Raw genomic sequence first — 24602 nt, 5'->3', positions numbered from 1 at the left:
AGGAGCAAATGCAGCAGTTAACCAGTTACCTTTCTGGCGCTTGGGTGTACGGCCAGGGTCAAGCCCGCGAGATCCAGCATGCCGTTACCGGCGAGCCTTTGTATCAGGTCTGCTCCGACGGGCTGCCGTTGGCCGCCAGCCTGAGCTATGCCCGCAAGCTGGGCGGCACGGCGCTGGCAAAGATGACGTTTCAGCAGCGCGCTCAGATGATGAAAGCGGTGGCTAAACACCTGCTGGCTAATAAAGAAGCGCTTTATCAGATCTCCTATCAAACCGGTGCTACGCGTAATGACAGCTGGGTGGATATAGAAGGCGGTATCTCCACGCTGTTCTCCTATGCGGGATTGGCAGGGCGCGAACTGCCGGACGACACGCTGTGGCCGGAAGATGAGCTGATCCCACTTTCCAAGCAGTCGCAGTTTGCCGCACGCCATGTGCTGACCTCTCGCCCCGGTGTCGCACTGCATATCAACGCCTTTAACTTCCCCTGCTGGGGAATGCTGGAGAAGCTGGCACCTACCTGGCTGGCGGGCATGCCGGCCATCATCAAACCCGCCACCGCTTCGGCACAGCTAACCCAGGCGATGGTGAAGCTGATTATCGACAGCGGGTTGGTACCTGAAGGGGCGTTGCAACTGATCTGCGGCGGCGTGGGCGATATATTCGATCACCTCGATTATCAGGATGCGGTCACCTTTACCGGCTCGGCGCAAACTGGGCAGAAACTGCGTTCCCACGCGCGCCTGCTGGAAAAATCCATCGCCTTTACCATGGAAGCCGATTCGCTTAACTGCTGCGTGCTAGGGGAGGATGTGACGCCAGAAATGACAGAGTTTGCGCTGTTTATCAAAGAGGTCAGCCGCGAAATGACCAGCAAGGCGGGGCAAAAGTGTACCGCTATCCGGCGCATTATCGTTCCGGCGGCACGCATTGCCGAGGTACAGCAAGCGCTGTTGCAGCGCCTGGCTGGCGTAAAGATTGGCGATCCACAGCTGGAGCAGGTGCGGATGGGGGCGTTGGTCAATCAGGAACAGCGCGACGACGTGCAGCAAAAGGTGGAATTCCTGCTGCGCAATGGCTGTGAACCACTCTGCGGCGCAACGCTGGATAAGTTAGAAGTGGTAGGCGATGGCGCGCAATCAGGCGCTTTTTATCCGATCACTCTGCTGTACTGTGCCGATCCGTTCCGCCATCAGGCCGTACATGGTACCGAGGCGTTTGGCCCGGTGGCGACGCTGATGCCTTATCAAACTACCGAACAGGCCATTGAATTGGCGTTACTGGGGCAAGGTAGCCTGGCCGGATCGTTGGTGACGGCTGATGCGGAGTTGGCTTCACAGTTTATTCGAGCAACCGCCTGCGCCCATGGCCGTATGTTGGTGCTGGATCGCCATGCGGCTACGGAATCGACCGGCCACGGCTCACCATTGCCTTTGCTGGTGCATGGCGGGCCAGGGCGAGCTGGCGGCGGGGAAGAGCTTGGTGGGTTACGGGCGGTAAAACACTATATGCAGCGCACGGCGATCCAGGGCAGCCCGTCGATGCTGGCGGCCATCAGCCGTGAATGGGTCCGGGGTGCCGACGTGGTGGAGGAACAGGTACACCCGTTCCGCAAATACTTTGAGCAGTTGCAGATTGGCGAAAGCTTGCTGACCGCCCGCCGTACCATTACCGAAGCCGACCTCGTCAACTTTGCCTGCCTGAGCGGCGACCATTTCTACGCGCATATGGACAAGATCGGCGCGGCAGAGTCACTGTTTGGTGAGCGAGTGGCCCACGGTTACTTTGTGGTTTCTGCCGCCGCCGGACTGTTTGTCGATCCGGGCGTCGGGCCGGTGATTGCCAACTACGGCATGGAAAACCTGCGTTTTATCGAGCCGGTGAAAATTGGCGACACCATTCAGGTGAGGTTGACCTGTAAAAAGAAAATCCGCAAGCCGCAAAAAACTGCTGAGGATCGTCCGCATGGCGTGGTGGTCTGGGATGTACAGGTGCTTAACCAGCATCAGCAGGCCGTGGCGCTGTATAGCATTCTAACGCTGGTGGCGCGCCAGGAAGGGGATTTCAACACGGTGCACTAAGGCTGGATCGTCGGGGGCATCATGTTAAGATGCCCCATTATTTGCTGAAATGATCTACCCATGACTATTCAACAGCTTACCCTCAATGGTTTTCGTTCCATCCGTAATGTGCAGCTTACTCTTGGCCGTGTAAATGTGATCAGCGGCCCAAACGGCTGTGGTAAATCCAATCTGTACAAAGCCGTGCGATTAATCCATGAAGCAGCCAGTGGGCGGCTTTCGCTCGCCTTGGCAGAAGAGGGGGGCATACAAAATGCGATGTGGGCGGGTGGAGCACGCTTGGGCGATAAACGCGGCGATCCCAAACGGATGATCCTTTCGGCCACCCTGGAGGATTTTGATTATGAAATCCAGCTTGGTTTTCCCCCTCCCGATAATAGTTCCGAGCCAAGCCTATTTACGCTGGATCCACTGGTCAAGCAGGAGTCGCTGTGGCTGAGTGGGCATAGGCGTCGGAATTCGATGCGTCTGTTGGAACGCGTTAATCAAACCGCATTTCTCACCAATATTCAGGGGGAAAGGGCGGCTTACGCCGGAGCGTTATATGCGGAAGAATCGGTATTTGGTCAGTTGTCCGATCCGCATCTCTATCCCGAGTTATCACAGGCCAGGGAAATTCTGCGGCAATGGCGTTTTTACCATGAGTTTGCGGTTTGGCCGGGTTCACCGCTGCGTGTCCCACAGGTTGGTATTCGTGCCCCGGTGCTGGCGCACGATGGTAGTAATCTGGCGGCGGCATTCAGGACCATCATCGAGATTGGCAATGGTAATTTATTGTGCGGCATTCTGCGGCGGGCATTCCCTGATTCTGAGTTTGAGGTGCAGGCACCGCAGGGGCGTTTTGAACTGTTGATGCATCGTGAGGGGATCCTGCGGCCGCTTGAAGCGGCAGAACTCTCCGACGGTACGCTGCGCTTTCTGTGCCTGGCGGTGGCTATGCTCAGCCCAAGACCTCCGGCCTTTATGGCATTGAACGAGCCGGAAAACAGTCTGCACCCAGATTTGTTGCCCGCGTTGGCACAACTGATTGCTGAAGCCAGCCGTTACAGCCAGCTGTGGGTGACCAGCCATTCTCCGTTACTGGCGGATTTGATTGCCGAGCATTGTGCCGTTAGGCATTACCAGCTCACTCAACAGCAGGGTGAAACCATGGTTGCGCAACAAGTCTGAGCCTAGAGGCTGCAAACCCGGTTCTTACCGCTTTTTTTCGCCGTATACAGGGCGTTATCCGCCAGGTTGACCAGGCTCAGCGGCGTATCGTTATACGGATGCGGGACTTTAGCACTGGCACCAATGCTGGCGGTGATAATCCCCAGCGGGCTGCCTGTGTGGGCGATCTTCAACTGCCGGATGCCCTCCAGAACCCGTTCGGCAAAGGCGATTGCGCCTTGAAGATCGGTATCCGGCAGAATAATTGCCAGCTCCTCACCGCCGTAACGCGCCATCAGATCGCCAGGGCGGTTGACCATGCCTTGCAGCATGCGGCCCAACTGCTGCAAACACTGATCCCCAGCCACGTGGCCGTAGATATCGTTAAACTGTTTAAAATAATCAATATCCAGCATCAACAGGGCTACGCTGCGATCGTTGCGCGCCGCCCGTGTCATTTCGTTTTTTAGCGCGATATCAAACTGACGGCGATTGGCCAGGCCGGTCAAGCCATCTAGCAAAGCCAGTTCTTCCAACGTGTGGTTCATCAGCGTCAGTTGATCACGGGTGCGTACCAGTTCGACTTCGGTTTGGACGCTTTGGTTAATCTGACGTATCAACACCAACCCCAGGGCCAGCAGTATGGACAGCAGGACTCCTCCACCGAGTGCAAAAAGTGACGCATCGTTACGCCAGTCGGCCAGAACGTCTTTTTTCGACAGCCCGGCGGTGATCACCAGCGGATAACGCTCCACCCGCGAATAGCCATAAACCCTTTCTACATTGTCAAACTGCGAGACCATGGTGACGTTGCCAAAGGACGAGTGCGGCAGAACTTCACGGAAAAAAATGCTGTGGGAGATGTTTTTCCCGATGGCATCCTCATTGTAAGGGCGGCGGTACAAAATGGAGCCGTCGGCCAGTATAAGGCTGAGTGAGGCGTCGTTGTTAAGGGCAAAGGTGTTGTAAAACTGGCGGAAATAATCGACATACAGCGTCGAAATGACCACGCCGGCAAAGCTGCCGTCCGCATGGTTCAGGCGGCGTGACACCGGGATAACCAAATCGCCGGTCGAGCGGCTGCGGATCACCTCGCCGATATAAATCGTATTATTGTTATGAGTGACGTGGTATTTAAAGTACGCCCGGTCGGCATTATTGGTATGGCTGAGGGGTTTATCGTTGGACGTCAGGATCCAGTTACCCTGGGCATCATAGACAAAACTGCCATGCAGTTGCGGAAAGTTACTGGCCTGGCTCTGCATGATTTTTTGCAGGCGTAAACGCTGGGATTGGCCTAAGCCATCGGTTTCAATGCGTTCGCTAAGATCGACCAGGTTACTGTCTACCTGCGCAAAGGTATCTTCGGCATGCTGTGCCAGCGATCGGGCCAGATTCTGCGAATCATTTTCGGCAATTTGCAGGTTGCGATGATGAGCGTTCCAGATTTGCCAGGCGTTGAACATGATCAGGGTAAGCACGACGATAATAACGAACACGCCAGCCTGATAGAGTAACGGCGAGTTTTTGTTTTTCCCGGGTAATGGCTGTTTTTGGGGCGGGAGCTGGGGTGCTGGCATAGCATTCCTGTCATGGAATCAGTTGGGGACGGGTATTGCGAACAATCTTAACCCTTCTATTTCCATCTTGCATGTCCCGTTATATTTCCAGGATATGTTCAGCATAAATTGGTGCCGGGGAGGCGCATGGCAGCACTATCTGACGCTATGATGCAGGTTTTACTGATGCTGGCGGTATATTACCCGTTAACGCTCCTGGCGCTGGCCGGGTTGATGATTATCGCTTACCAGCGGCGTAAAACACCGTTCTGGCGGTTGGCTCTGGTTTTGTTGCTGGTGTTGTTTGTCTTGTTCTCTCTGGTGGCTTCTAGCTGGCATCGGTAGCGCTGGGCAGTGCCTACCCTCACAGCAAGGCACTGCATCATGTGGCTACTCGACGTTGACCATCCAGTTGACACCGAACTTATCGGTTAGCATGCCAAAGCCCTTGGCCCAGAAGGTGGGTTGGAAAGGCATGGTGATGCTGCCACCCAGGGCTAGCCGGTTAAATACCTCGCGACCTTGCTCGACGTTCTCACTGCGGATCGACAGTGAATAACCGCTATGTGCCGGGCCAGTAGGGTCGGCCGGGCACCCATCCGATGCCATAATCACGTTATCCCCGATCACCAGCCTGGCATGCATAATCGCGTCAGGATCGGCATTGGGCGGACCATTCTGCTGCTCTTCTGTCGGGATATCTTTGTAACGCATCATGATTTCTATATTGCCGTTTAGCTGCTGAGCATAAAAATTCACCGCTTGCTCACAGTTACCGGTAAAAAACAGATAGGGTTGAATCAACATAGTTCTTCCTCTTGGATCCCATGCCCTGCAAGGTTGCTGAATTTGTAGGGGGGTGAAGATGTTCGACCTAAGGAGCGCTGTATGCTGCGCCCGCTTGATTGCGGGGCCGAGGAGCGCCGAAAGAGAATAAGAACGCCTTGGTCAGGAATGGTTAATGACTGCTTGGCCGACGGCTTACATAAACAACTGCGCAGCGGAACCATCCCACACGGCGGCCAAGGTATAAACCAAAACCAAAAACAGCATGAAAGGGGGGTTGCTCATGGCGCTATCCTCGGTCGAAGTTCAGTTGAGCATTATTTAGTATAGCTGATTATCGCCACACAATATGACAGCTGGATGAAAATTGCACAATTTTCATGCGCCGTTTTTCAGACTACAAGAGGTAGGTAACCCGCTGATTTTTGACTATAGTAGTAAGGTACAGAGGCGTTAATTCTGTCAGCGGGTGGTCGCTGACGGAGAACGTCTTGATAATGGCATTGCCAGCAAGTTTAGACAACGGGTCAATGAGGGAGAGTCAAAATGGGTATCATTTCCTGGATCGTTTTTGGGTTAATCGCCGGTATTCTGGCCAAGTGGATCATGCCGGGTAAAGACGGCGGCGGCTTTATCATGACCGTGATCCTGGGTGTGGTGGGTGCGGTTGTCGGCGGCTATATCAGTACCTTCTTCGGTATGGGCCGGGTTGATGGCTTTAACCTGGGCAGCTTTGTGGTTGCCGTTATCGGTGCTCTGGTGGTGCTTTTTGTTTACAGAAAGATCAGAAGCTAAGCCGGGTTCGATCAACAGAGGGTCGCTGCGGCGGCCCTTTTCTTTTAAATGCGACAAACGTACAGCGTTTGAGAAGGGGATAGCGATGGGATTACTGGATGGGTTAGTCGGGGCATTGAGCGGTGGCAAAGGAATGGATTACAGCGCCATTTTGCAGTGGGTTGAACAGCAAGGGGGCTTGCCGGCCATCCTGGACAAATTCCGCCAGGGAAATTTGGCGGACGTGGTCGCCTCCTGGATCGGGACGGGTGAAAATCAGCCAATCAGTGGTGAACACGTTGAGCAGGCGTTAAGTACCGATGCCATTGCACAACTGGCTGGCAAATTGGGTATCGATCCGGCGCAGGCCTCTGCCCTGATTGCCCAGTATTTGCCGATGATCACTGACAAACTGTCACCCAATGGTCAGGAACCGCAGGGCGGCGATCTGATGAGCGCCGGGATGGATTTGCTGAAAGGTAAACTGTTCGGCTGATATGAGGCGGTGTCCCTTAATTGCACGTGAGTGCCGCTGGAGGTCATTTGGACGCGTTGCAAGGCACCACGGTCAATTAAGGGACACAGCCTAACCCTCCGGTTTCTGGCCGGAGGGTTGCCATTACAGCGTCAGCATAATTTTACCGATATGCGCACTGGACTCCATCAAGGCATGGGCCTGCGCGGCTTGTTCCAATGGGAACGTCTGGAAAATCTGTGGTTTTAACTCCCCGCGTTCCAGCAACGGCCACACTTTCAGCTCCAGTTCGGCAGCGATCTGGGCTTTATCTTCCACACTGCGCGCCCGCAGCGTTGAGCCGGTATGGGTCAGGCGTTTAAGCAGCAATGGCATCAGGTTCAGTTCTTTCACTACGCCGTTTTGCGTGCCGATCTGAACGATACGCCCGTCCATTGCGGCGGCACGGTAGTTCTTCTCCACGTAATCCCCCGCGATCAGATCGACGATGACATCGGCCCCTTTCCCATTGGTGGCGGTTTTGGTCAGCTCGACAAAATCTTCGGTGCGATAGTTGATGGCGACGTCGGCACCCAACGCCAGGCTGGCCTCACGCTTCTCTTCAGAGCCAACGGTAGTGATGACATAGGCGCAGAAGGCTTTGGCCAACAGGGTAGCAACCGTGCCAATGCCAGACGTGCCACCGTGGATCAGCACGGTTTCCCCGGCCCGAAGGTGGCCACGTTGAAATACGTTGACCCAAACGGTGAAGAAGGTTTCTGGCATGGCGGCGGCTTCTATCATGCTGAAGCCTTGAGGGACCGGCAGCGCATTGCTTTCATGCACCTTGCAGTATTCGGCATAGCCCCCACCGGCGATCAGCGCACATACGGCATCACCAGGGGCATAGCGTTGTACCCCAACGCCAACGGCCACCACCGTGCCAGCAATTTCTAACCCGGGAATGTCCGAGGCGCCCGGAGGTGGAGCGTATTGCCCACGGCGTTGCATAACATCTGGGCGGTTGACGCCGGCGGCAGCGACTTTCACCAGTATTTCACCCTGGGCCAATACCGGCAAAGGGCGCTCCGCACTCACCAGAACCTCTGGTTCGCCCGGCTGGCTGATTTCGATGACCTTCATGTTTTCAGGTAGTTGTGCGTTGGCTGACATGCCGTTCTCCTTGATCAATCTGCGTATTCGGGGTATTCCCGGCTGGATTATCATATAGGGATAACAGAGTTGGCATGTGTGCGAAAGGGCGGTTTTGTCTAGACAAGCAGAGATACCGCCGCAGAGGGGGCCGAGGATCAGTCGTTTGGCGGAATACGAAAACCTTTCAGCGAGACGATAAAGTGCTTTTTGCCTTTGGAAATCTTGGCACCCTGATCGCACCACAGGCTGGCGAGCTGGAAAAAATCGTCGCTGTCAATGTCATAGGCCAGCTCAATCTTTTTCGCCGATCCTGAACGGATCAGCGTCTCTGCCTGCTGGTGATTAATGGCTTTTACGGTGTTCATAGGCGAAATCCTTGGTGTTAACCCGGAGCGGATAATCGCTAGCCATCATATGGCTGGATTGTGACATTTTTGTGATGGAAATATGACGCAGGGTCATTTTGCGGCTTGGCGCCCGTTTTCTCATGATCCTGTCATGGGTTAAATTTGGTGGTGCGCAGGTTCGGATTTAGTATGAGCGCAAACCTATTGACCAGACATTGGATTATGACCAACAAAGTGCGAAAACAGACCCTGCGCCAGCGTAGCTATCAGCTGTTGTTCAGCAATCAAAGCCGTACTGGACGCAGGATGCAGCTATTCTGGGTGAGCACGGCGCTGCTTAGTGTGCTGTTGCTGTTTATCGAACCCGGCGGCAGTTCGCTGTATACCCCCAATGCTCAAGTGCTTTATCAGCTGTTTTTGGCGGAGGTCTTTTTCACCACCCTTTTTACTGTGGAGTATCTGTTGCGGCTGTGGTGCACCCCGAGTAAAGAGCGCTATGCCATCAGCTTTTTCGGCATCGTCGATCTGCTGACGATGTTGCCGATGTATATTATCTGGATATTTCCGCATATGGCGGTGGAGTATATCGCTCTGCTGCGTGTACTGCGGATCCTGCGCGTATTGCGGGTGTTGAAACTGTTGCGCTACATGAGTGAGATGAGCATTGTCTGGCGCAGTATCAAGCTGGCGCGCCACAAGCTGACCCTGTTCTTTGGGTTTGTCGGCGTGATGCTGTGCGTATTTGGTGGCTTGATGTACGCGGTGGAAGGCGGCAGTGGTGGATTTACCAGCCTTGGTGCATCGATGTACTGGGCGGTAGTCACGTTAACCACCGTGGGCTACGGCGATATTGTGCCCCACACGCCATTAGGGCGGATGCTGGCTTCGGTGCTGATCCTGGTAGGGTATTCGATTATTGCGGTGCCTACGGGGATCCTGACCGCCTACATGTCGCAGGAGATGCAGCGCTATCGGGAACAGCGCCATTGTGCACAATGCGACCGTGGCGGGCATGAAGCCGAGGCGAAGTTTTGTAAATATTGTGGCGCGGCGTTGCCACCATTGTCAGTGAAATCCGCAAGATAACGCCGATAATTTCGCCAGCGGGGAGCAAATTATGTGCGTTCGATCCCCCTTTCCAGCCTCACGAGATAAAAAGAGTTGCTATTATACGCCCGACATGAGTTAATGATTCTCGGCCTGTGGTACAGACCTATTTATGCACGACATTTTGAGTAAAGTAGTTCAAATTTAAAGCGTTATCCTTGATAGCTCTTCACTGACGAATTTCCTTTCTAGTGCCTCCATAAGTAACTGATGACCGGCTATTTCATGCCCATGGTGGCTTAAATTTTTTATTGAAGGAATTCAACATGTCTAACATGATCAAAGGTCAAGTGAAGTGGTTCAACGAGTCTAAAGGTTTTGGTTTCATCACTCCTGCAGACGGCAGCAAAGACGTGTTCGTACACTTCTCTGCAATTCAGGATCAAGGCTTCAAGACCCTGGCTGAAGGCCAGAACGTACAGTTCTCTATCGAGAACGGTGCTAAAGGTCCGTCAGCGGCTAACGTTACCGCTATCTAATCGGCCTCTCGCTGATTAACAAAAACCCGCCAAGGCGGGTTTTTTTGTGTCTGTGATTTGAGCCAGTGGGCGGAAAAACCGTTCACGGTGGTGTGCCAGGAGCTCTGAAAGATCAGCCTGACATTCTGCTAAGCTTTAATAGTCATCGTCATAAGATGGCTCAGAGGGGCAACGAATTACGCAATGGTGGGTTCTTTTCGTCAGCTGTAATAGACTGATATCCGGAATGAATAACGAGGTAGAGCATGAAAGTTAACGATCTGGTGACGGTAAAGACCGATGGCGGCCCTCGTCGGGAAGGGGTAGTGCTGGAAGTTGAAGTGTTTAATGAAGGCACGATGTATCTGGTGTCACTGGAAGATTACCCGGCGGGCGTGTGGTTCTTCAATGAGATCGATAGCCGCGATGGCACCTTTGTAGAACTGCGTAGCGCTGAACAGGATTAAATCTTTGCCGCAATTAACAGCTTGCCGCCGGTCTGGTTGGTGGGCTGAAACCTGGCCGCACAGTTACGCGGTGTTGAAAACTTGCCAAAATACCCGTAGCGGCAGCATGCCGCTGAAAACGGGCGTTTTTCTGTCGTACTCTAAACCAACGTGTTCTGCTGTCGCTTTAATCAACGGCTGTTGACGAAAATGCCGCTGGTAAGCGTGTCGGTCAGGCGGACAACATGGTAGATGATCTGCTTGTTGTGGGTTTTGATCTTTCTTTTGATGTTTCCCTTGTGGGAAGAGACGGTTTTCACCTTGATCTGCATTTGATCGGAGATCTGGATGGTGCCTTGGCCGGACATCCACATGCGCAGCATGTTTGACTCGGTTTGGCTTAGTGTGACAGGTGTCTGATCCAGCGAGCTTTTTTCCGGGCGAACCAGCTTTCTTTCGAGGTAGTGGTTGAGCAACTGACTCATGGTTTGCGGTTTAATCGATTTTGACGAGATGATCACGTTCTTGCGGACGTATAAATAATCGTCGAAATGTACGTTGGTGATGGCCATGAAAATAAAGAATAAAGTATCGGGATTAAGAGATATCACGCGTTTTATTCTTTCTGTCGCATCCGCTTCATGAATGAAGCAGTCTTCATTCAGGAATACCATATTAGGCTTAAGTTTTGCGCACTTCTCATGCAGGCCGTCGATATGATGGACAGCGCTAATCTGACGCTTTTTCACCCCGTGCGACGTCAGGTAATCGGTTAATCCTAATCTAGTGTAACTGCATGAATCCATAATGATTATTGGCATAGAGCCTCCCACTTAAGTCCGTTTCCACGCGGTTATAAAAACAAAAGCCCGAAGATAAAAGGCTAAAAGTTATAAAAAAATCACATCTTATGAATGCAACTTTCTATCAATAAAACCGGCATGACTCAACGTCTTTTCGAATTATATTTTTTAATCTACCAAAAGCATCAGTTTAGCTTAAGTCGACTTATTATGCTGTGGCGATTTTGCGGCTGGAAATTATCAGTGGACGCCGGGTAATCAGCCTTAAATTTGCTGCTATGGTTAGCTATTTTCATCGTGGTACTATTTCCCGCTAATCAGATGATTCTTAAGAGCCTCTTATAGCTCGTAATGACGCCAGAGTTGGCGGTTTTGTGACTGATAGTGTAGTTGCTGATTCATCACTAAACGCCATTAAGTATGCTTATTCAATTGATTGTATCAATGTATTGGCTCAAATGGTAACGATTCTTAGTTACTTTCATGCGCTTGAGGAAGGAGCTTATGATCGGAATCAAGTCAAAATAAGTAGTTCTGCTAACCATGTGGTCGTTAATTCAATAACAATGTTAAATTATTTCATTTGTTAATTATTCGTCAGTGAATAACTTATCCGCGACATATCGATTTTCCTGACGTATCTTACTGCGCAGAGACAACGAAATGCTGCTAGATGCGATTTCAACTCACAATCAGGAGGACGGGTGGATCACAATCAGTTTGGGCAACCCATTGGTACAGCGCTTGAGGGCTGGCAACCTGCGGGTGAACCGGGAAAACAGAGTCTCCAAGGGCGTTTCTGCTGCTTGCAGCCGATGGATATCGCGCGCCGTGCTGATGAGTTATTTCATGCCTATCAACTGGCGGAAGACGGGCGCGACTGGACCTATCTGTCTAGTGAACGCCCCACGGAGCTGCCTGTTTTCCAGCAGTATTTGCAGCGACAGCTGGCAACCCAGGGTAGAAACACCCTGGTGGTGATCGATGCGACTACCGGTAAAGCGGTCGGCACCTGTGCTTTCTTGAACATCGACCAACCCAACGGGGTGGTCGAGTTGGGGATGATCAACTGGTCACCTTTGATGAAGCGCAGAGCGATGGGGAGTGAAGCCATCTTTCTGATGCTCAAGCACGCTTTTGACGACTTGGGCTTTCGCCGTTGCGAATGGAAATGCGATCGTCTGAATGCCGCCTCTCGTGAGGCTGCACTGCGTATGGGCTTCACCTTTGAGGGGACTTTTCGTCAGGCGATGACCAGAAAGGGGCGCAACCGCGACACGGACTGGCTATCCATCATCGATGGTGAATGGCCGGTATTGCGCGAGGCGTTTACCGCCTGGCTATCGCCGTTGAATATCACAACCGACGGCCAGCAGAAGCGAAGCCTCGCCACTTTCAGACCTCTTCCCGACAAGCCTGCATTGATGCCAGCGCCAAAGTAATATCCTGCTCTTCAGTCATCCAATTCACCAGGGCTGCCCGAATACCCGGTTGGCCCGCGTAGCTGGTGGGCGTACAGCGCACCACGCCGTGCCGATCCAAGCGTTCGATGAAGCGGTTGCGTGCGGCGGTGGCATCGCCTGTAACGCCCTTCAGCGCAAAGCATACGATGTTCAGCTCCACTGGGGCCAGCACGCGGAAGCCTTCACTGGCCGCCAATCCGTCACCTAAACGTCGCGCCAACGTCACGTTACGCTCGACGATCTCTCGCATACCGCTGCTGCCGTAGGCTTTCAATGCCATCCACAAGGGCAGGGCGCGAAAACGCCGCGAGTTCTCGGGCGTCAGGTGCAAATAGTTGTCTGGGCGCAACGTGGGGGCCTCCAGATAGGTCGAGTGATTCTGGAACACCTGCATCTGCAATGCCAGGTGACGGGTAAATTGAATGGCGCTGTCATAAGGGACATTCAGCCATTTATGGGCATCTACGGTGATTGAGTCCGCTTGGTGCCAACCGTCCAGCAGATGGGCTAGGCGGTGAGAACAGGCCGCGATCCCACCAAAGGCGGCATCGACATGCAACCAGAAGGGATAGCGTGCCCGTAGTGCCAGCAGGCGGGGTAGATCGTCAAAAACGCCGGTGTTTACCGTGCCTGCGCTGGCGAGCACTATCGTTGGGATATCTGGCGTGGCGGCAAGGTGACGCTCCAGCGCATCGATATCAATAGCTTCGCAATCAGCCTGGCTGGCGATAGGCTTTAAAGCATCACGCCCAATACCGAGCATGCTGAGCGCTTTCACGCTGCTGGCATGCGCATTGGCGGAAAGGACCTGAATCGGCCCCAAGGCGGCCAAGCCAGACTGTGCCACATCGATCCCGCGCTGTTGCCCTAACCACTGGCGGCCGATGGCGATCCCGGTGAAGTTGGCCATGGTGGCACCGCTGACAAAGCTACCGCTGAAGTCGGCGGGCAGTTGCAGCAAGGTTTTCAGTTGCTCAATTGTCGCCAGCTCGATCGCGGCCGCCACGGTATCATGGCTCAGTTGGCTATTCTGGTCGGCAGTGCTAACCAACCAGTCGGCAGCCAGCGCCGCAGGGGTGCTACCGCCGGTAACAAAACCAAAGTAACGCGGCCCGGTACTGCCGGAAAGGCCAGCCTCATAGCGTTGCCAAAACGCTTCTAATGCCGCTAACGCCCCGCAACCCTCTTCGGCCAGCCGATCGTCATCGGTTTGCAACTGTTGTGCGGCCAAGGGTGGGCATACCGGGCGCTGGCTCAAGCTGGCAAGGAAGCCCTGCGCCAATTGGTTGGTATGGTCAAGTATGCGGGGTAAATCGTCGAGATCCTGCTGCAAACGTGGGTGCATGGTCATGCCTTGAGTTAGGGGCCAGTAGGTTTGCACTATAGGCGATCCTGATTAGTGCTAATATCGATAAAAAATGACCCTTTTGGATAGTAAGGCTAACCAGCAATGAATGAGCGTCTTCCCCTGCATATTTTGCCAACCTTTGTGATCGCTGCGCGGTTGGAGAATTTGCGTGCCACGGCGCAACGGGTCAGCCTAACTCACGGTGCCGTTAGCCAACAAATTCAGCAGCTCGAACAGGCTATTGGCTACCCACTGTTTGACCGCTCCGGGCGTGGGGTACGGCTGAATGCTGCAGGGCGCGAACTGCTGGCGGCAACTGAGCCTGCTTTACTCGCTTTGCAACAAGGCGTTGACCGAGCCAGACGGGTAGCGGTCAGCCAGATGTTGCGCATCAGCGTGCTGCCTTCCTTTGCGCATTACTGGTTGTTGCCCAGGTTGGCTGAGTTTCATCGTGCTTGCCCTGGGATCCGGTTGGATATTGACGCCTCGCTGGCGATTCAGGATCTCGGCCGTAAAGGATTCGATGCCGCGATCCGCATTGGTGATGGCCAATGGTCAGGCGTTCAGGCTCAGCGTATCGCTTCAGGAGTCGTGCTGCCGGTAGCGACCCCGGAGCTGGCCAGGCAGTGGCAGGAGGCATTTGATGCTGGAGATCCACAGATCCCGCTGCTTGAGCATGACGTTACTCCCTGGCATAGCTGGTTTAGTGCCGCAGGGAGAATGGGTGGTGGGCAGCAGTTGGCGCTGTTCAACGACGCGGGGTTACTGCTGCGTGCAGCCGAGCAGGGGTTTGGTATTGCGTTGGTGAAGGCCGTGTTGGCGCAGGATGCGATTGCAGCAGGGCGCTTGGTACCTTTGGCGGCCGCGCTGCATTTGAACGATAGCGATATCTATCTGGTGTGGCCACAAGCCGCCGGTTTAACGTCTGAGGTGGCAGCGTTACTGAACTGGTTACAGCAACAGCTAAACTAAATCGCTCAACCGGATCACTCGTGCTGCGTCTTGGGTCACCCTACAAATTAACCCACGTTGCTCACTACGAAGAGGCGCTGCTTCGGCCGACTATTATTGTACCTATAACAGTATTTATTTAAGGGGGATATTCGGTTTAGTCTTCGTTTAATAATATAACCTTTACTTCACAACCTCATGTCATTATACTCCAGCCAAAATTACCGTGGAGAAAACCAATTGGACAGTTGCAGTAGTAGCGAAATAATAAAGGCAAGTTGACCAATCTCCTGTGATTTGTTGCTTGCCGAACACGGCGGGCAGCACCCCTCTCTCGTTATTCCGAGCTGTGCAAACCCGAACATGATTGTTGTCCCCGAGGCGCTCGCGCATTGGGCGTATTGATTCGGATATGATTATGGTATTTAACCATCACCACGGCCTTTTCCCTCCGGGCACCCAAACGCTGACCCGCTGATTAATTATCGGCGCGATTTCGCGTGTGCTTAACGGCACATGATTCAACCTCAATGATTAATTAAGGGGAAGATCATGGCTATGACTCCTTTTATCCTGAATTTATTCCTGGCAATGGGCCTGGGTGCCGTTATTGGTGCCGAGCGTCAATGGCGTCAGCGTATGGCGGGCTTACGTACCAATTCTTTGGTTGCGACCGGAGCCGCCGTTTTTATCCTGAGCTCTTTTGACACCGAGCCTTCCAGCGCGGGACGTATTGCGGCGCAGATCGTTTCCGGTATCGGTTTTCTTGGTGCTGGCGTGATTATGCGGGAAGGGCTGAATATCCGCGGCCTGAATACGGCGGCCACCTTGTGGTGCTCTGCGGCCATCGGCGTGCTATGTGGCCTGGGGCAGCATTGGGAAGCTGTCTGCGCCACCCTGGTGATCCTGTGTGCCAATATCCTGCTGCGTGAAGCGGCGCAGCGCATTAACCTGCAACCCCAGCAGCAGGCGGTGGATCTGGAGCTGCGTTATCGCGTCCAGGTCACCTGCGGGGAGCAGGATGAAATCCTGGTTCGTACCCTGATCCTACAGGCATTGAACGGCGTGGCATTACGTCTGCAATCGCTGCGTAGCGCCGATATTGCCATTCCTGGTCAGTTGGAAGTCTGTGCGGAAATTGTGGCTAATCCGGCCGCGCAAAAAGAGATTGAGGGCATTGTCTGCCGTATTAGTTTAGAACGCAGCGTGAGTGCCGTGCATTGGCGCGTGGCGTCAGAATTACCCGTTTAACGATAAATAACCTTCACCGATAAGGTGATAAGGATGTGTTATGCAAGCACCCCCCAGAGATTTTATTATTCTGCGTATACCCGTCGTCTTTCAAGCTGTAGCGTTGTTTCCTGCAGTTACTCACCCCCAGTCACTTACCCAAAAGTAAGCTCCTGGGGAGGAGTAAGCTTGTCGCCTAGCTACAACTTGAAATCCAAAGGTATATTAATGGAATAAACATTACGTTAATGAAGTAAACCAAATAAATTCCACTTTGTGCATGTTCACCCGTTATTACGGGCGGGGTAACCCTGTGTGCAAAGTAAAAAAAGAGAATAGCGTCATGACCCATATTAAAGAAAATAGCCGTCGCCGTGATAAACAGCGCGAGCCGTATGCCATTGCTCTCGAGGCAAAGAACAGCCTCGATCAAACGTTGGCTAATTTAAACTGTAACCGCATCGGATTAACTCAGGAAGATGCCCAGGAGCGTTTGCAGTATTTCGGTAGTAATCAGGTTGCCCATGAGAAGGCACCGCATGCGCTGGTACAGTTAGTCAGCGCGTTTAACAACCCGTTTATCTTTGTGTTGATGGTGCTGGCAGGGATCAGTTTCTTTACCGATTACTGGCTGCCCATGCAAAACGGTGAGGAAACCGATCTTACCGGCGTCATCATTATCCTGATTATGGTTACGTTGAGCGGGTTGCTGCGCTTCTGGCAGGAATACCGCACCAATAAAGCGGCCGAATCACTCAAATCGATGGTGCGTACCACGGCAACGGTGCTGCGCCGCAGTAATTTCAGCACCCAGGCGTTAGCGGTGGAAATTCCCATTCGTGAGTTGGTTCCGGGCGATATTATCAAGCTCTCCGCTGGGGACATGATACCTGCGGACCTCCGTTTGCTCAGCTCACGCGATCTGTTTATCAGCCAGGCCATCTTGACCGGCGAAGCTATTCCAATCGAAAAATACGATGCCTTGGCCGGCGTGAGCCAAAAGTCCAGCGAGATTGATGCCTCCAGCGAAAGCGAACTGCTGGAGTTGGCCAATATCTGTCTGATGGGCACCAACGTGGCCAGCGGAACGGCGACGGCGGTGGTGGTCGCGACCGGTGGCCGCACCTACTTTGGCTCCTTGGCTAAGTCGATCGTCGGTTCCCGTTCGCAAACTGCCTTTGACCGTGGAGTAAACAGCGTTAGCTGGTTGCTGATCCGCTTTATGTTGGTGATGGTGCCGATCGTCTTGCTGATTAACGGTTTTACCAAAGGCGACTGGACGGAGGCGGCGCTGTTTGCCTTGGCGGTCGCCGTGGGGCTGACGCCGGAAATGCTGCCGATGATCGTCAGCTCGAACCTGGCGAAAGGCGCAATTGCCATGGCGCGCCGCAAGGTGGTGGTCAAACGGCTGAATGCGATCCAGAACTTTGGCGCGATGGACGTGCTTTGTACCGATAAAACCGGCACCCTGACGCAGGATCGCATCATTCTGGAACACCATCTGGATGTGAATGGAAGCAAGGATAACCACGTGCTGCATTTAGCCTGGTTGAACAGCTTCCATCAGAGCGGCATGAAGAACCTGATGGATCAGGCTGTGATCCGTTTTGGCCAGGGCCAGCCAGGCGTTGAGGCGTTGGGGCGCTATAGCAAGGTTGATGAGCTGCCGTTTGATTTTATACGTCGTCGCTTGTCGATAGTGGTACAGGATGAACAACAGCGCCAACTGCTGATTTGCAAAGGTGCAGTTGAAGAGATGTTGGAGATCGCCACCCACGTCCGTGTCGGGCAAGAGGTGTTGACGCTTGACGAGGCTCGCCGTGCCGATTTGCAGGCGTTGGCCTGCCAGTACAATGAAGATGGTTTCCGCGTGCTGGTGCTGGCAACGCGAGATCTGGGTCTGGAAGGTTGTACTTTGCCACTGAGCATTGTGGATGAACGCGATCTGGTGATCGAAGGCCTGCTGACCTTCCTCGATCCGCCAAAAGAGAGCGCTCGTGAAGCGATTGCTGCCCTACAGGAAAATGGCGTGGCGGTGAAAGTGCTGACCGGTGACAACCCGGTAATCACCTGTAAAATCTGCCGTGACGTTGGCCTGGAACCGGGAACGCCGCTCTCCGGCCTGGAGATTGAACAGATGGACGATGCCCATCTGATGCGTGAGGTTGAGCAACGTACGGTATTCACCAAGCTGACGCCGCTACAAAAATCACGCGTGCTGAAAATGTTGCAGGCTAATGGTCACACCGTGGGCTTCCTGGGGGATGGCATTAACGACGCCCCGGCGTTACGCGATGCCGACGTGGGCATTTCTGTCGATACCGGTACCGACATTGCCAAGGAATCCGCCGATATCATCCTGTTGGAAAAGAACCTGATGGTGCTGGAAGAAGGGGTGATCAAAGGGCGTGAAACCTTCGGCAATATCATCAAGTATCTGAACATGACCGCCAGCTCCAACTTCGGCAACGTGTTCTCGGTGCTGGTGGCCAGTGCGTTTATTCCGTTCCTGCCGATGCTGGCGATCCACCTGCTGTTACAGAACCTGATGTACGATATCTCCCAGCTTTCCCTGCCGTGGGACAAGATGGACAAAGAGTTCCTGCGTAAACCCCGCAAATGGGATGCCAAGAACATTGGTCGCTTTATGCTGTGGATTGGGCCGACGTCTTCGATTTTCGACATCACTACCTATGCGTTGATGTGGTTTGTGTTTGCCGCCAATAGCGTAGAGCATCAAGCTCTGTTCCAGTCCGGCTGGTTTATAGAAGGACTGCTGTCTCAGACGCTGGTAGTGCATATGCTACGTACCCAGAAGATCCCGTTCATTCAGAGCACGGCGGCGCTGCCGGTGTTGTTGACCACCGGGATTATTATGGCACTCGGTATCTATATTCCGTTCTCGCCGCTTGGGGCATGGGTCGGGTTACAACCGCTGCCGTGGGAGTATTTCCCTTGGCTGGTGGCCACGCTGGTCAGCTACTGTGTGGTGGCGCAATTGATGAAGCGTTTCTACATCCGCCGCTTTGGCAAGTGGTTCTAATCTACGTTATCACCGGGCGTTACGCCCGGTGATAAACCTCAATAGGCCCGATGCGTAGGGGGGCAGCCCCTAAGGTCGAACATGTGCAGCCCCTTACACATTCAGCACGTGCTCGCGTGTGCGACTAAAGGCTGCGGCAATGCCTGCGATATTCAGAGGGGGAACGATCGGTATGCTTTTTGAATATCCGGCAAAAATAGTTACTGTCGTCGAACCCACAGTTATGAGCGATCTCTTTGATCTTCAGATCATAGCCACGCAATAGATTTTTCGCCCGCTCGAGGCGCACACCGGTGATGTACTCATTGAAGCCGACTGGGCCTGACTTTTGAAACAGGTGGGACAGATAGTTAGGGGTAATATGAAATCGTTTGGCAACGCCTTCCCGTGTTAACGGCAACCCGGCGTGGTCATCAAGGTAATCCTGTATGGCCAGCAGCAGTTCCTGGCTTTTACTGACGGTTTGCCCCTGGCCGGCGAGCTGTTCTAGGCAGTGGCTGACCAACCCGGTAAAGATCAGCTGCGAGGTCAATGCATCAGGTTGCAGCAAAACCTCATTCATCGCCAGCAGCAGGTATGAGCCGACTCTGGGCCCACGTCGCGCAACGTGCTGTTTTTGCGTTTCACACAGCGTTTGCCCATCCCATCTTTGCAGGCTGAAACCCAGCTTTTGCTTACTGAACAAGATGCTCAGCGTGGTGGCTGGCTGGGTCCATTGCGGATAACTCCATTTGCCCGCAGGAACATAAAGCACCTGATAGCTGGAGAGCGTGTTATTTGCCAAAGGTAGACACTGATCTTCAACTTCCCCTTCGAGCACTATTTCAAGCCGCGGAAAAGGCACGCAGAAGGCCAAAGGCGGGGCGGGAAAAGTGGGCTCAGGAAACCTTACCTGGATCGCATTCTGATGGGAAATCAGCTGTTCAAGCAGGGCAACTAGCGTTTCAGACATCGCGATCTCCAGTGCGCTTCGGCGGTTAACGATGCATTTAAGAATGATGATAAACCCAGGCGGGCAGTGCAATTAAGGTGTTATTTCCTGGCGTTCAAGGAGCTTTACGCATTTATGACCCAGGTCACATTTTTGGCTGGCGTACATCTGTGTCCAGTATTTCGTAGTAAAAGCCCCCTGTTTTTGGCCCAGGCTTCCAGTAAATTTGCCGTTATGTTATCAAAAAGTAAATGGAGAAATCATGATGCAGCGTCAATCCGAGATATACCTGGAGGCTTTAGGAGCCAGCATCGAGTTAACGGCACAGATGAAGCAGGAGCTTGATACGTTGGGGTATACCGTGGTGCACAACGTGGCCGATCCTGACTGGCTGGTGGCGATGCGTAATCTTATCGATGAGCTGGTGGAGAAAGAAGGGGATAACCTGGCCATTGAGCACCATCAGGAAGCGACGGCAACGCGCATTGCCAACATGGTGAATAAAGGTGTGGTGTGGGAAAAGGTGTGGTCGCATCCGCTGATCCTGTCTGCCTGCCGCTATATTTTCAACGGTGAGTTCAAAGTCTCGAGCCTCAATGCCCGAGAAGCCTTGCACGGTGGCGGCCATCAGCCTCTGCATGCCGACTGGAAAAAGCCGCGCCCCGATTTTCCCAAAGTACATTTGGTCAATGCGATATGGGCGATTGACGACCTAAGTGCGGAAAATGGCGCGCCGCGGATTATCGCCGGAACGCACCTGCGGCCGGAACTGCCGGAAGATGTGTTGGCCGATCCCGACTTGGCACATCCCGATGAGATTGTTTTTGCAGCCCCTGCCGGTAGCGTGATGATCTACAACGCGCACACCTGGCATGGAGGTACTCAGAACAGGATCGGTACCCGGCGGCGGGTGTTGCACGCACTCTATATTGACCGTGCAGATACCGCCCAGCAGGATCAGCGCCGCTGGCTGAAGGAGGAAACGGCCAGCCGACTGACCCCGGCGCAAAAATGGCTGCTGGATGTGCTTTGAGTCTCCGGAGTAGGAGCGCTGCTGCGCCCGTTAAATCCGATGTCAGCACCGGATCTGCGAAGCAGCTCTCGTTAATTGTTACGTTAATGTTGCCGTAATGGACTATTGTCTTCTCTTCACTTGCGAACCAGCAACGCGCGTCACGTTTGCCAAAGGCGTGAGCGACACGGAGAGAGAACATGAATCAGCGGGAACTAGAAAGCGCCATCGTTACCGATTTTTCCAAGCGCATGAGCTATGGTGATTACCTGTGCCTGGATCGACTGCTGGATTGTCAGCAGCCACTTTCCAACCCGCAGCATCATGATGAGATGCTGTTTGTGGTGCAACATCAGACCTCGGAACTGTGGATGAAACTGATGCTGCATGAACTGCAGGCGGCCAGGACTCTGGTGCAGCAGGACAAGCTCAGCCACTGCTTCAAGATCCTGGCCAGGGTAAAGCAGATCCAGCGTTTGCTGTTTGAGCAATGGGCGGTGCTGGAAACGCTGACTCCGTCGGAATATGTGGAGTTCCGTGGCGTGCTGGGTAATTCGTCGGGTTTCCAATCTCATCAATATCGTTCGATCGAGTTTTTGTTGGGTAACAAAAATGCCGCCATGCTGGCCGTCTTTAGCGACGATGCGCCAAAACATGCCGCGCTGAAAGCGATCCTCGAAGCCCCGAGCCTGTATGACGAATTCCTCCGCTATCTTTCCCGCCACGGCCTTGCGGTACCTCAGGCATGCATTGAGCGAGACTGGACCCAGCCGTACCAGCGCAATCCAGAGCTGTTACCGGTGTTCAAACTGATTTACGATAATCCGCAAACCTACTGGGCGGCCTACGAAATGGCCGAGAAGCTGGTGGATATCGAGGAAAGCTTCCATCTATGGCGTTTTCGCCATATGAAAACGGTCGAGCGGATCATTGGTTTTAAATCGGGTACCGGCGGCTCCAGCGGTGTCAGCTTCTTGAAGAAGGCGCTAGAACTGACATTTTTCCCTGAATTGCTGGATGTACGAACCGAAATTGGCGCTTGACTCTACTGTTCCGGACATAGGCGAGAGGAGTGATGACAATGGCGGTAAGCATTGAGCAAAAACCGGCAGAAAAGGCCGTTGGCGTGCGGGTTGTGGGGCCTTATGCACAATCAGTCCCACTGGGTTTTCAGCAACTGATGGCCTGGCAACAACAGCAAGGCATTCCCGTGGGGAAATGGCTGGTACTCTACTGGGACGATCCGAATCAGGTCGCAGCGGAAAAGCTGCGTGCCGACGTGGTGTTTACCGTTGCCGATGATTTTGTGCTGCCTGCCGGCAGTGAAAACATGGTGATACAAACCCTGCCCGCAGGGGAGTACGCCGTGTACCGGGTGCGGATCACCGATGGGGATTTCGCCACCCCCTGGCGTAATTTTTACCAGCAGATGTTACCCGCCAGCGGCTATCGGCCGTCTGAGGGCGTTTGCTATGAGCATTATCTCAATGATTGCGTGGCTGATGGCTACTTTGAACTGGAGATCTGCCAGTCGGTAACCAAGATCTGAAGGCTGCGTAAAGGGTTCAGGGCGCATCGCGCCCTGAACAGAGGATCACTCCTCGGCGACGCGGATAATCAGCTTGCCGAAGTTTTTCCCTTTCAGCAGCCCGAAAAAGGCCTGAGGGGCATTCTCTAACCCGTCGACTACGTCCTCGCGGAATTTGATCTTGCCCTGGCTGACCCATTCCCCCATCTGTTGTAGAAACTCGCCGAAGTTTTCTGCGTAATCATCGAAGATGATAAAACCCTGCATCTTGATGCGTTTGCGCAGGATCAGGCCTTGTAATAACGGCAAGCGATCTGGGCCTGGTGGTAACTCGGTCGCGCTGTAGTGGGCGATCATGCCACAAACGGGAATACGTGCCTTGGTATTGAGCAAAGGAATAACCGCATCGAATACTGCGCCGCCGACGTTTTCGTAGTAAATATCGATGCCCTGGGGGCAGGCTGCCGCCAGTTGGGCCGCAAAGTCGGCCGAGCGGTGATCGATACAGGCATCAAATCCCAGCTCCTCCACCACATAGCGGCATTTTTCTGCGCCACCCGCCACGCCCACCACGCGGCATCCTTTCAGCTTGGCGATCTGGCCTACCACGGAACCTACGGCTCCGCTGGCTGCCGCGACCACCAAGGTTTCGCCCGCCTGTGGCTGGCCGATATCCAGCAGCCCCATATAGGCGGTAAACCCGGGCATACCTAATACGCCAAGGAACCGGGAAGGGTGATCCAGTTTGGCTCCCAGATTACGCAGGCCACTGCCGTCCGACAGCGCATGGCTTTGCCACCCGTCGTAACCAAGCACCCAATCTCCAACGTTAAAGTCCGGATGCTGTGAAGCCTGCACGCGGGAAACTGTGCCGCCGACCATCACTTCGCCTATCTGTACCGGGGGGGCATAAGAGGGCGCATCGCTCATACGGCCACGCATATAGGGATCTAATGAAAGATAAACTGTGCGCAGCAACAACTGCCCGGCGGCGGGCTGTGGGATGGGGCTGGTTTCCAGGCGGAAATTGTCTGCCTGCGGTTCCCCGTGCGGGCGTGAAGCTAAAACAAAACGGCGGTTATGCGCTTGCTGAGACATCGATGACTCCTTGGCGACGGTGTTGAACGAAAGGCGTTCAGGTACTGGCTAGTCTAGTTAATCTGTCGCAGTGGAAAATAGCGTTATGTGCGCACTTATGCGATAACGTAAAAAGCGTAGCGGGAACCGTGTTGAAAAATAGGGCGTAATAGCTGTGGTAGCGGAATATTTGTTGAACACTGCCTTATATCGTGATGAAAAATAACGACCGAAATCTGGTTGTCAACCATAGGTAACAGTGATATTCGAGATTGGGTATATTGCTAGAGGCACGATAATTCCGATGTCATATAGTGATGGTGAGGATGATATTAAGGGCAAGTTGTAGAATAAGCGATGTTTTATTGGCGAGCAGGTATTGCTTACGACTCACTTAATTTGTTCGAAGAAAAAAGAAGCCCACCTTGAATAGTCAACTGAGGTGATGACTGTGCGTTATAGCGGAACGATCAGCACATCAATGCTGCTGGTATTGATAAAGCGTGCGGCGGAGCAGGCCACTTTATTCATCATGCTATCGCTGTGGTTGCCACAGATGACCAGATCAAAGGGTTGCTTCTGGTTGGCGTAGGCCAGGCAGTCACCCAACTCGCCGTGAATGATCCGCGTAGCGATATTGGGATAGTTTGCCTGTAGGCACAGTTCTTCCATAAACAGCAGCGTCTCTTCCTCCATCAACGCACGCAGGTCACCCAGCATGGGGGCGGGGAAAATCTCGGCATTGGCAATGATGCTGACTAGCGTGATTTTCCCATCACAGGGACGCACGATAGAGACGGCTTTCTCTACCAGCCGGTGGCTGTCCGCAGCGACTGCCACCGTAACCAGAACGTTGTGATAACCCATGTTCTACTCCCGTTGCCTGAATGTGTGCTTAAA

Annotated in this window: 24 protein-coding genes; 15 read left to right on the top strand and 9 right to left on the bottom strand. The window is 53.5% G+C overall.

Annotated features, from left to right (window positions below; genetic code table 11):
* Positions 1-8 precede the first annotated feature (8 nt).
* Positions 9-2081 (top strand): phenylacetic acid degradation bifunctional protein PaaZ, encoded by a 2073-nt coding sequence (gene paaZ / locus IMQ33_RS12430; RefSeq protein ID WP_196061897.1) that lies wholly within the window; start codon positions 9-11, stop codon positions 2079-2081.
* A 60-nt stretch (positions 2082-2141) separates the two neighbouring features.
* Positions 2142-3251 (top strand): AAA family ATPase, encoded by a 1110-nt coding sequence (locus IMQ33_RS12425; protein WP_196061896.1) that lies wholly within the window; start codon positions 2142-2144, stop codon positions 3249-3251.
* A gap of 2 nt (positions 3252-3253) precedes the next feature.
* On the opposite strand, the gene IMQ33_RS12420 is transcribed toward IMQ33_RS12425, so the two are convergent.
* Positions 3254-4810, bottom strand: a complete 1557-nt coding sequence (locus tag IMQ33_RS12420) for a GGDEF domain-containing protein (protein ID WP_196061895.1) — start codon at positions 4808-4810, stop codon at positions 3254-3256.
* 126 nt (positions 4811-4936) lie between these two features.
* Here IMQ33_RS12420 and IMQ33_RS12415 point away from each other — a divergent pair, with 126 nt between their 5' ends.
* Positions 4937-5134 (top strand): hypothetical protein, encoded by a 198-nt coding sequence (locus IMQ33_RS12415; RefSeq protein WP_074031581.1) that lies wholly within the window; start codon positions 4937-4939, stop codon positions 5132-5134.
* A gap of 45 nt (positions 5135-5179) precedes the next feature.
* Here the strand turns inward: IMQ33_RS12415 and IMQ33_RS12410 are convergent, their stop codons facing one another.
* Positions 5180-5596: a VOC family protein gene (locus IMQ33_RS12410; RefSeq protein WP_065683344.1), complete on the bottom strand. Its 417-nt coding sequence runs from the start codon at positions 5594-5596 to the stop codon at positions 5180-5182.
* Between the two features lie 525 nt (positions 5597-6121).
* Between IMQ33_RS12410 and IMQ33_RS12405 the strand changes: the two genes are divergently transcribed.
* Together IMQ33_RS12405 and IMQ33_RS12400 are read left to right on the top strand one after the other, a co-directional pair.
* A complete protein-coding gene (locus IMQ33_RS12405; protein WP_021805741.1) occupies positions 6122-6370 on the top strand; it encodes a GlsB/YeaQ/YmgE family stress response membrane protein in 249 nt (82 codons plus the stop codon).
* Between the two features lie 85 nt (positions 6371-6455).
* Positions 6456-6845 (top strand): YidB family protein, encoded by a 390-nt coding sequence (locus tag IMQ33_RS12400; RefSeq protein WP_021180899.1) that lies wholly within the window; start codon positions 6456-6458, stop codon positions 6843-6845.
* A gap of 123 nt (positions 6846-6968) precedes the next feature.
* On the opposite strand, the gene IMQ33_RS12395 is transcribed toward IMQ33_RS12400, so the two are convergent.
* Both IMQ33_RS12395 and IMQ33_RS12390 read right to left on the bottom strand, forming a co-directional pair.
* Positions 6969-7976, bottom strand: a complete 1008-nt coding sequence (locus IMQ33_RS12395; protein ID WP_065683345.1) for an NAD(P)H-quinone oxidoreductase — start codon at positions 7974-7976, stop codon at positions 6969-6971.
* Between the two features lie 137 nt (positions 7977-8113).
* On the bottom strand, positions 8114-8323 hold the full coding sequence (locus IMQ33_RS12390; protein WP_021805739.1) for a hypothetical protein: 210 nt from the start codon (positions 8321-8323) through the stop codon (positions 8114-8116).
* A gap of 171 nt (positions 8324-8494) precedes the next feature.
* Here IMQ33_RS12390 and IMQ33_RS12385 point away from each other — a divergent pair, with 171 nt between their 5' ends.
* The 3 genes from IMQ33_RS12385 to dsrB all read left to right on the top strand — a co-directional run bounded on the left by IMQ33_RS12385 (position 8495) and on the right by dsrB (position 10337).
* Positions 8495-9391, top strand: a complete 897-nt coding sequence (locus IMQ33_RS12385) for an ion transporter (RefSeq protein WP_226906510.1) — start codon at positions 8495-8497, stop codon at positions 9389-9391.
* Positions 9392-9678: 287 nt separating this feature from the next.
* Positions 9679-9891, top strand: coding sequence for a transcription antiterminator/RNA stability regulator CspE (gene cspE / locus IMQ33_RS12380; protein WP_004946278.1), 213 nt, complete (start codon positions 9679-9681; stop codon positions 9889-9891).
* 245 nt (positions 9892-10136) lie between these two features.
* Complete coding sequence (gene dsrB, locus IMQ33_RS12375; RefSeq protein ID WP_021180904.1) at positions 10137-10337, top strand: protein DsrB; 201 nt, start codon at positions 10137-10139, stop codon at positions 10335-10337.
* A 170-nt stretch (positions 10338-10507) separates the two neighbouring features.
* Here the strand turns inward: dsrB and rcsA are convergent, their stop codons facing one another.
* Complete coding sequence (gene rcsA, locus IMQ33_RS12370) at positions 10508-11137, bottom strand: transcriptional regulator RcsA (RefSeq protein ID WP_173409065.1); 630 nt, start codon at positions 11135-11137, stop codon at positions 10508-10510.
* 686 nt (positions 11138-11823) lie between these two features.
* On the opposite strand from rcsA, the gene IMQ33_RS12365 reads away from it, so the two are divergent.
* Positions 11824-12561, top strand: a complete 738-nt coding sequence (locus IMQ33_RS12365) for a GNAT family N-acetyltransferase (protein ID WP_186581183.1) — start codon at positions 11824-11826, stop codon at positions 12559-12561.
* Here the strand turns inward: IMQ33_RS12365 and IMQ33_RS12360 are convergent.
* Entirely contained in the window at positions 12515-13927 is a 1413-nt protein-coding gene (locus IMQ33_RS12360) for a pyridoxal-dependent decarboxylase (protein ID WP_196061928.1), read from the bottom strand. The two genes, IMQ33_RS12365 and IMQ33_RS12360, sit on opposite strands and share 47 nt — an antisense overlap.
* A gap of 105 nt (positions 13928-14032) precedes the next feature.
* Here IMQ33_RS12360 and IMQ33_RS12355 point away from each other — a divergent pair, with 105 nt between their 5' ends.
* The 3 genes from IMQ33_RS12355 to mgtA all read left to right on the top strand — a co-directional run bounded on the left by IMQ33_RS12355 (position 14033) and on the right by mgtA (position 19154).
* Positions 14033-14902 (top strand): LysR substrate-binding domain-containing protein, encoded by an 870-nt coding sequence (locus IMQ33_RS12355; protein WP_196061894.1) that lies wholly within the window; start codon positions 14033-14035, stop codon positions 14900-14902.
* Between the two features lie 531 nt (positions 14903-15433).
* Complete coding sequence (locus tag IMQ33_RS12350) at positions 15434-16132, top strand: MgtC family protein (RefSeq protein ID WP_021180910.1); 699 nt, start codon at positions 15434-15436, stop codon at positions 16130-16132.
* 322 nt (positions 16133-16454) lie between these two features.
* Positions 16455-19154, top strand: a complete 2700-nt coding sequence (gene mgtA / locus IMQ33_RS12345; RefSeq protein ID WP_196061893.1) for a magnesium-translocating P-type ATPase — start codon at positions 16455-16457, stop codon at positions 19152-19154.
* A gap of 124 nt (positions 19155-19278) precedes the next feature.
* Here mgtA and IMQ33_RS12340 read toward each other — a convergent pair whose 3' ends face one another.
* Entirely contained in the window at positions 19279-20106 is an 828-nt protein-coding gene (locus tag IMQ33_RS12340; RefSeq protein WP_098930665.1) for a helix-turn-helix domain-containing protein, read from the bottom strand.
* 244 nt (positions 20107-20350) lie between these two features.
* Between IMQ33_RS12340 and IMQ33_RS12335 the strand changes: the two genes are divergently transcribed.
* The 3 genes from IMQ33_RS12335 to sbmC all read left to right on the top strand — a co-directional run bounded on the left by IMQ33_RS12335 (position 20351) and on the right by sbmC (position 22646).
* On the top strand, positions 20351-21118 hold the full coding sequence (locus IMQ33_RS12335; RefSeq protein ID WP_065683387.1) for a phytanoyl-CoA dioxygenase family protein: 768 nt from the start codon (positions 20351-20353) through the stop codon (positions 21116-21118).
* Between the two features lie 179 nt (positions 21119-21297).
* Positions 21298-22140, top strand: a complete 843-nt coding sequence (gene kynA / locus IMQ33_RS12330; protein WP_065683353.1) for a tryptophan 2,3-dioxygenase — start codon at positions 21298-21300, stop codon at positions 22138-22140.
* Between the two features lie 38 nt (positions 22141-22178).
* Positions 22179-22646, top strand: a complete 468-nt coding sequence (sbmC, locus tag IMQ33_RS12325) for a DNA gyrase inhibitor SbmC (RefSeq protein WP_173409067.1) — start codon at positions 22179-22181, stop codon at positions 22644-22646.
* A gap of 45 nt (positions 22647-22691) precedes the next feature.
* Here sbmC and IMQ33_RS12320 read toward each other — a convergent pair whose 3' ends face one another.
* Positions 22692-23723, bottom strand: coding sequence for an NADP-dependent oxidoreductase (locus tag IMQ33_RS12320; RefSeq protein WP_065683355.1), 1032 nt, complete (start codon positions 23721-23723; stop codon positions 22692-22694).
* A gap of 435 nt (positions 23724-24158) precedes the next feature.
* Positions 24159-24569, bottom strand: a complete 411-nt coding sequence (uspC, locus tag IMQ33_RS12315) for a universal stress protein UspC (RefSeq protein ID WP_065683356.1) — start codon at positions 24567-24569, stop codon at positions 24159-24161.
* Positions 24570-24602 lie beyond the last annotated feature (33 nt).

It is taken from the genome of Serratia sp. Res13-Sevr-LER1-36-b (assembly GCF_015673035.1).
Lineage (GTDB): Bacteria > Pseudomonadota > Gammaproteobacteria > Enterobacterales > Enterobacteriaceae > Chania > Chania fonticola_C.
Note: the sequence above shows the minus strand (reverse complement) of the source record. Positions and strands in the feature narration are given on the sequence as shown.

Bases quoted from the DNA above. Each gene is read 5' to 3' on its own strand.
- paaZ (WP_196061897.1), top strand. From the start codon at position 9: ATGCAGCAGTTAACCAGTTACCTTTCTGGCGCTTGGGTGTACGGCCAG.
- IMQ33_RS12425 (WP_196061896.1), top strand. From the start codon at position 2,142: ATGACTATTCAACAGCTTACCCTCAATGGTTTTCGTTCCATCCGTAAT.
- IMQ33_RS12420 (WP_196061895.1), bottom strand. From the start codon at position 4,810: ATGCCAGCACCCCAGCTCCCGCCCCAAAAACAGCCATTACCCGGGAAA.
- IMQ33_RS12415 (WP_074031581.1), top strand. From the start codon at position 4,937: ATGGCAGCACTATCTGACGCTATGATGCAGGTTTTACTGATGCTGGCG.
- IMQ33_RS12410 (WP_065683344.1), bottom strand. From the start codon at position 5,596: ATGTTGATTCAACCCTATCTGTTTTTTACCGGTAACTGTGAGCAAGCG.
- IMQ33_RS12405 (WP_021805741.1), top strand. From the start codon at position 6,122: ATGGGTATCATTTCCTGGATCGTTTTTGGGTTAATCGCCGGTATTCTG.
- IMQ33_RS12400 (WP_021180899.1), top strand. From the start codon at position 6,456: ATGGGATTACTGGATGGGTTAGTCGGGGCATTGAGCGGTGGCAAAGGA.
- IMQ33_RS12395 (WP_065683345.1), bottom strand. From the start codon at position 7,976: ATGTCAGCCAACGCACAACTACCTGAAAACATGAAGGTCATCGAAATC.
- IMQ33_RS12390 (WP_021805739.1), bottom strand. From the start codon at position 8,323: ATGAACACCGTAAAAGCCATTAATCACCAGCAGGCAGAGACGCTGATC.
- IMQ33_RS12385 (WP_226906510.1), top strand. From the start codon at position 8,495: ATGAGCGCAAACCTATTGACCAGACATTGGATTATGACCAACAAAGTG.
- cspE (WP_004946278.1), top strand. From the start codon at position 9,679: ATGTCTAACATGATCAAAGGTCAAGTGAAGTGGTTCAACGAGTCTAAA.
- dsrB (WP_021180904.1), top strand. From the start codon at position 10,137: ATGAAAGTTAACGATCTGGTGACGGTAAAGACCGATGGCGGCCCTCGT.
- rcsA (WP_173409065.1), bottom strand. From the start codon at position 11,137: ATGCCAATAATCATTATGGATTCATGCAGTTACACTAGATTAGGATTA.
- IMQ33_RS12360 (WP_196061928.1), bottom strand. From the start codon at position 13,927: ATGCACCCACGTTTGCAGCAGGATCTCGACGATTTACCCCGCATACTT.
- IMQ33_RS12355 (WP_196061894.1), top strand. From the start codon at position 14,033: ATGAATGAGCGTCTTCCCCTGCATATTTTGCCAACCTTTGTGATCGCT.
- IMQ33_RS12350 (WP_021180910.1), top strand. From the start codon at position 15,434: ATGGCTATGACTCCTTTTATCCTGAATTTATTCCTGGCAATGGGCCTG.
- mgtA (WP_196061893.1), top strand. From the start codon at position 16,455: ATGACCCATATTAAAGAAAATAGCCGTCGCCGTGATAAACAGCGCGAG.
- IMQ33_RS12340 (WP_098930665.1), bottom strand. From the start codon at position 20,106: ATGTCTGAAACGCTAGTTGCCCTGCTTGAACAGCTGATTTCCCATCAG.
- IMQ33_RS12335 (WP_065683387.1), top strand. From the start codon at position 20,351: ATGCAGCGTCAATCCGAGATATACCTGGAGGCTTTAGGAGCCAGCATC.
- kynA (WP_065683353.1), top strand. From the start codon at position 21,298: ATGAATCAGCGGGAACTAGAAAGCGCCATCGTTACCGATTTTTCCAAG.
- sbmC (WP_173409067.1), top strand. From the start codon at position 22,179: ATGGCGGTAAGCATTGAGCAAAAACCGGCAGAAAAGGCCGTTGGCGTG.
- IMQ33_RS12320 (WP_065683355.1), bottom strand. From the start codon at position 23,723: ATGTCTCAGCAAGCGCATAACCGCCGTTTTGTTTTAGCTTCACGCCCG.
- uspC (WP_065683356.1), bottom strand. From the start codon at position 24,569: ATGGGTTATCACAACGTTCTGGTTACGGTGGCAGTCGCTGCGGACAGC.